Source organism: Streptomyces sp. NPDC059524 (genome assembly GCF_042749255.1).
Taxonomy (GTDB): Bacteria; Actinomycetota; Actinomycetes; order Streptomycetales; family Streptomycetaceae; genus Streptomyces; species Streptomyces xanthii.
The window spans coordinates 1-4,364 of the sequence record NZ_JBHYTK010000258.1 but is presented as its reverse complement, the minus strand read 5'-3'; the positions used below and the strand labels follow the sequence as shown (position 1 = coordinate 4,364).

Below are 4,364 nucleotides of genomic sequence, written 5' to 3'. Positions count from 1 at the left end.
GCTCAGCTCTCCGAGCCCGAGCGGAACGCCTCCCGCAGTTCCTCGCTCAGGGACCGCTGGAACGCGGTCACCAGCGCCTGCATCACCATCGGCTGCATGTGGGCCGACAGCGACTTCATCGCCGCGACGTGCTCGGGATCCGACTCCCGCTCGCGGTAGGGACCCCACACCTCGTCGCGGAACAGCCGCGACAGCTCGTGCGCCGCCTCCCGCGCGTGATCGAGCAGCACGGTCCGCGAGGCCAGGATCGTCTCGTGCGCGATCGGCACGTCGAGCAGCTGCACACCGAGCCGCAGCAGCCCCACGTCCACCCGGTAGGCGTCCGCGTCGTCCTCGTACCCGACGACGCCCATCGCCGAGAGCCGGTCCAGATCGGCGCCGGACAGCGGACGCCCGGCCCGGCGCTCCAGGTCCGCGAGGCTCATCTCCTCCGCCGCGTCCGGTGCCCAGCTCGCCACGACGGCCCGGTGGATCGCCAGGTCGTGCGCGCTCAGGTCCGCCGGCAGCTGCTCCACGTACCGCTCGATCGCGGCCAGGGTCATGCCCTGGTGCTGGAGCTCCTCGATCAGCGCCAGCCGGGAGAGGTGGTCCTGCCCGTAGTGCCCGACCCGGCGCGGCCCGATGACCGGCGGCGGGAGCAGCCCCTTGGTGCTGTAGAAGCGGATGGTGCGGACCGTCACGCCCGCGCGGGCCGCCAGTTCGTCGACGGTCAGCGTGGGGCCCGACGCCGTCCCGGCGTCCTCGATGTCCGTCGTCATCCTCGTCCTCGTACGCGTGCGATCGGGTTCTACAGTATTGCTGACACACCTACGGTGTGAAAGCCCGTGGGCAGGTGCTTCGGCGGCCATACACCCGCGCTCGAGTCCGTGCATAGAGGCGTCCCGCCATGTGAGAAGCGCCGCTATGTGATCTCCGCCACCGCGTGTTCCGGGATGCGTGGGGGAAGGTGCACCGTCGGTCCGCGCGCTGTCAGGGGTGTCGCGGACCGGAGCACATCCGGACCCCGGCGGCCCCCACGTCGCCGGGCACCACAGAGTGGACACCCCCACGTGAGCAAGGACGCCGTCACCACGGCTATGGACGCATCCCGCACAGATGCGTCCCAGGCGCCCGCCGATGCGGGCGACGCCGGTTACAGCAAGGACCTCAAGGCCCGCCACGTCAACATGATCGCGATCGGTGGCGCGATCGGCACCGGACTCTTCCTCGGGGCAGGAGGCCGCCTCCACTCGGCCGGCCCCGCCCTCGCCGTCGCGTACCTCGTGTGCGGCATCTTCGCCTTCTTCGTCGTACGCGCCCTCGGCGAGCTGGTCCTGTACCGGCCCTCCTCCGGCTCGTTCGTCTCGTACGCCCGTGAGTTCCTGGGCGAGAAGGGCGCGTACGTCGCCGGTTGGATGTACTTCCTCAACTGGTCGACCACCGGCATCGCCGACATCACGGCGATCGCCCTGTACACGCACTACTGGAGCTTCTTCACGAGCATCCCGCAGTGGGTGCTGGCCCTGATCGCCCTCGCGGTGGTCCTCGCCATCAACCTGATCTCCGTGAAGATCTTCGGCGAGATGGAGTTCTGGTTCGCGATCGTCAAGGTCGCCGCCCTGGTCGCCTTCATGTTCGTCGGCATCTTCCTGCTGGTCACCCAGCACGACGTCGGCGGCCAGACCCCCGGCCTCAGCGTCATCACGGACAACGGCGGCTTCCTGCCGCACGGCATGATGCCCGTCGTCCTCGTCATGCAGGGTGTCGTCTTCGCCTACGCGTCCCTGGAGCTGGTCGGTGTCGCCGCGGGCGAGACCGCCGAGCCGCACAAGGTCGTGCCCCGCGCGGTGAACTCGATCATGTGGCGCGTCGGCCTCTTCTACGTGGGCTCGGTCGTCCTGCTCGCGCTGCTCCTGCCCGGCGTCATGTACTCCGCCGACGAGAGCCCGTTCGTCACCGTCCTCTCGCGGATCGGCGTCCCCGCCGCCGGTGACGTGATGAACCTCGTGGTCCTCACCGCCGCCATGTCGTCCCTGAACTCCGGCCTCTACTCCACCGGCCGCATCCTGCGCTCGATGGCGATGGCGGGCTCCGCGCCCCGCTTCACGGCCGTGATGAACAAGAACCAGGTGCCCTACGGCGGCATCCTGCTCACCGCGGGCGTCGGCGTCCTCGGCGTCGTCCTGAACAGCGTCGTGCCCGGCAAGGCCTTCGAGATCGTGCTGAACGTCGCCTCGCTCGGCATCATCAGCACCTGGGTCATCATCATGATCTGCCACCTCGCCTTCGTCCGGCGGGCCAAGCAGGGCCTGGTCCAGCGGCCGCACTTCAAGCTGCCCGGCAGCGGTGTCACCGAGTACGTGACGATCGCCTTCCTGCTGGCCGTGCTCGGCCTCATGTGGAAGGACCCCGAGGTCGGCCGCAAGACGCTGTACCTCATCCCGATCGTCGCGGCGATGCTCGTCCTCGGCTGGTTCGGTGTCCGCCGCCGCGTGGAGCGCACGGCGACCGAGGAGCTGACCAAGGTGGCCCAGGGCGACTGACCCGCCCGTTGTCAGTGCCTCGCCCTACGGTGGCGTCATGTCGGAGATCACGTATGTCCGGGGTGACGCCACCGCGCCGTCGGGGCAGGGCCCGCGCCTGATCGTCCATGTCTGCAACGACATCGGAGGTTGGGGCAAGGGCTTCGTCCGCGCCCTGTCCCGCCGCTGGCCGGAGCCGGAGCGGGCCTTCCGCCGCTGGCACCGCGAGCGCGCGGACAACGACTTCGCGCTCGGCGCCGTCCAGTTCGTCCCGGTCGAGCCGGACCTGTGGGTGGCGAACCTGGTCGGGCAGCGCGGCATCCGCCGGGCCGGGAGCAGAGCCGTGCCCGTCCGCTACGAGGCCATCGACGAAGGCCTCACGGCGGTCGCGGCCCGCGCCGCGGAGCTCGGCGCCTCGGTCCACATGCCCCGTATCGGCTGCGGCCTGGCCGGCGGCGCGTGGTCCCGCGTCGAACCCCTGATCACCGAGCGCCTCGTGCGCCGCGGGACGCCTGTCACCGTGTACGACCACGACGGGTGACATCACGTCCCGCCCTGCGGGTAGGAACCAGCCATGGCGATGGTTCCGTGGCGCGTCCAGGTCAAGGCGGGACGACTCGCCGTACTCGCGGTCGCGCTGGCGACCGCGCTCGTCACCTCCGCGCGGCTGCGGCCCCGGCGCAACGGGGGAGCGGCCCCGCCGGCCGGACCCGGCGGCCTGCGCGCCCGGATCGTCCCCGCACGCCCCGCCCCCGCCCAGGTCACCGAGCACTCCGTCGCCGTCAGCGATCTGTGCACCTGCGTCTCCGAGCTCGCCTCGGACCTGGCCAAACGCTACGGCGGCGAGACATAGCGGCGGCGCCCGCCCGGCGCATACTGGATCACACGCCACACCCGTACGCGGCCGCCCCACGGGACACACCATGACGCAGCACGAACCGGACATCCCTCCCGGCCCGGACCCGTCCCCGCCGCCCCCCGGTGGCATCCTGTGGGACACCGCCGGTGACATCCGCTCGCTGCTCGCGCTGCCCGCCGCGTTCGTCCTCCAGGTCGCCCACCCCGCCGTCGGCGCCGGCGTCGACGAACACTCCGTCTTCCGCACCGACCCCTGGGGGCGCGGCGCCCGCTCGCTGAACTCCGTGCTGCTGTGGGTGTACGGGGGAGAGGCCGCCGTCGAGGAGGGCCGCCGACTGCGCCGTGTCCACCGGACGGTGCGCGGCACCGATCCGAGCGGCCGGCGCTATCACGCGCTGACCCCCGCCTACTACGCCTGGGTCCACGCCACCGGGTACCCCGTCGCGCGGTACGCCCGGCGCTACTTCGCGCGGCCCTTCACCGCCGAGGAGGACGAGCGGTTCTACGCGGAGTGGCTCATGGTCGGGCGGATCCTCGGCATCCGGGATCGGGACATGCCGCAGACGACGGCGGATTTCTGGCCGTACTACCACCGGATGCTGGCCCTGGAGATCGCACCGAACGCGGTCGTCTCCGAGCTGACGTCCGCCCACCGCGCGCTGCCGGCTCCGCCGGGCGCCGCGCGGCTCGTCTGGCCCTTGGTGCGGCCACTTCTCGTGCGGGGGCTGCGCTTCTTGTCGGTGGGGTTGCTCCCTCCCGAGGCGCGGGACGCTCTGGGGCTGCCGTGGTCGCCCCGCGACGAGCGCCGGCTCCGCCGCTTCGCGGCGCTGGTCCGCCTGACCGTCCCCCACCTCCCTGAACGCCTCCGCTATTTGAGCGTGGCCCGCGAGGCTCGGTCGGAGTCCCGTGTGCGGGCCGGTGGGGGCTGGTCGCGCAGTTCCCCGCGCCCCTGAAATGCAGACGCTTCGCGTCGCATTTCCCCGATGCCCTGGCGCCCGATGAGAT

The 4,364-nt window shown here is 71.5% G+C and carries 5 protein-coding genes; 4 read left to right on the top strand and 1 reads right to left on the bottom strand.

Annotated features, from left to right (window positions below; translation table 11 throughout):
• Nucleotides 1-2: 2 nt before the first annotated feature.
• Nucleotides 3-758: a MerR family transcriptional regulator gene (locus ACFW9D_RS37375; RefSeq protein WP_384629847.1), complete on the bottom strand. Its 756-nt coding sequence runs from the start codon at nucleotides 756-758 to the stop codon at nucleotides 3-5.
• 291 nt (nucleotides 759-1,049) lie between these two features.
• On the opposite strand from ACFW9D_RS37375, the gene ACFW9D_RS37370 reads away from it, so the two are divergent.
• From ACFW9D_RS37370 to ACFW9D_RS37355, 4 genes are all read left to right on the top strand, one after another.
• Nucleotides 1,050-2,522, top strand: coding sequence for an amino acid permease (locus tag ACFW9D_RS37370; RefSeq protein WP_188335881.1), 1,473 nt, complete (start codon nucleotides 1,050-1,052; stop codon nucleotides 2,520-2,522).
• 37 nt (nucleotides 2,523-2,559) lie between these two features.
• The gene (locus ACFW9D_RS37365) at nucleotides 2,560-3,042 is read left to right on the top strand and encodes a macro domain-containing protein (RefSeq protein WP_384629844.1); all 483 of its coding nucleotides are present in this window, start codon (nucleotides 2,560-2,562) and stop codon (nucleotides 3,040-3,042) included.
• 33 nt (nucleotides 3,043-3,075) lie between these two features.
• Entirely contained in the window at nucleotides 3,076-3,354 is a 279-nt protein-coding gene (locus ACFW9D_RS37360) for a hypothetical protein (RefSeq protein WP_188335880.1), read from the top strand.
• A 70-nt stretch (nucleotides 3,355-3,424) separates the two neighbouring features.
• Nucleotides 3,425-4,312, top strand: coding sequence for an oxygenase MpaB family protein (locus ACFW9D_RS37355; protein WP_384629842.1), 888 nt, complete (start codon nucleotides 3,425-3,427; stop codon nucleotides 4,310-4,312).
• Nucleotides 4,313-4,364: the final 52 nt, after the last annotated feature.